Annotated in this window: 1 pseudogene; it reads left to right on the top strand. The window is 52.5% G+C overall.

From position 1 onward, the window contains the following. Positions 1–276, top strand: a pseudogene (locus tag QP994_RS11165) (IS256-like element ISCau1 family transposase); the annotation flags it as partial.

Genomic DNA, 276 nt, shown 5'->3' with positions numbered 1-276 from the left:
CATTACCTTTGCCGATTGGCTTAAAGAGCGAACCTACCGCAGTGCTATACCAGCAGGCCAAGTACCGAAATGGGTCAGCCCCAACCAGAAATGGTGGTACACCCACCGCAACGCCCGCAGGGCTCTAAAACGGCTAGAAAAGCTCATCCACGCCGGACAATTATTTACCTTCCTTGACCCGCCTGAAGGTGTCACACAGGATTTAAAAGCCACCACGAACCTGCTGGAAGGTGGCATCAACAAACAGCTCAAAGACCTAGCAGGAAACCATCGTGG

The sequence above is a fragment of the Corynebacterium sp. MSK044 genome (assembly GCF_030232825.1).
In the GTDB taxonomy this organism is placed as follows: Bacteria; Actinomycetota; Actinomycetes; order Mycobacteriales; family Mycobacteriaceae; genus Corynebacterium.
Note: the sequence above shows the minus strand (reverse complement) of the source record. Positions and strands in the feature narration are given on the sequence as shown.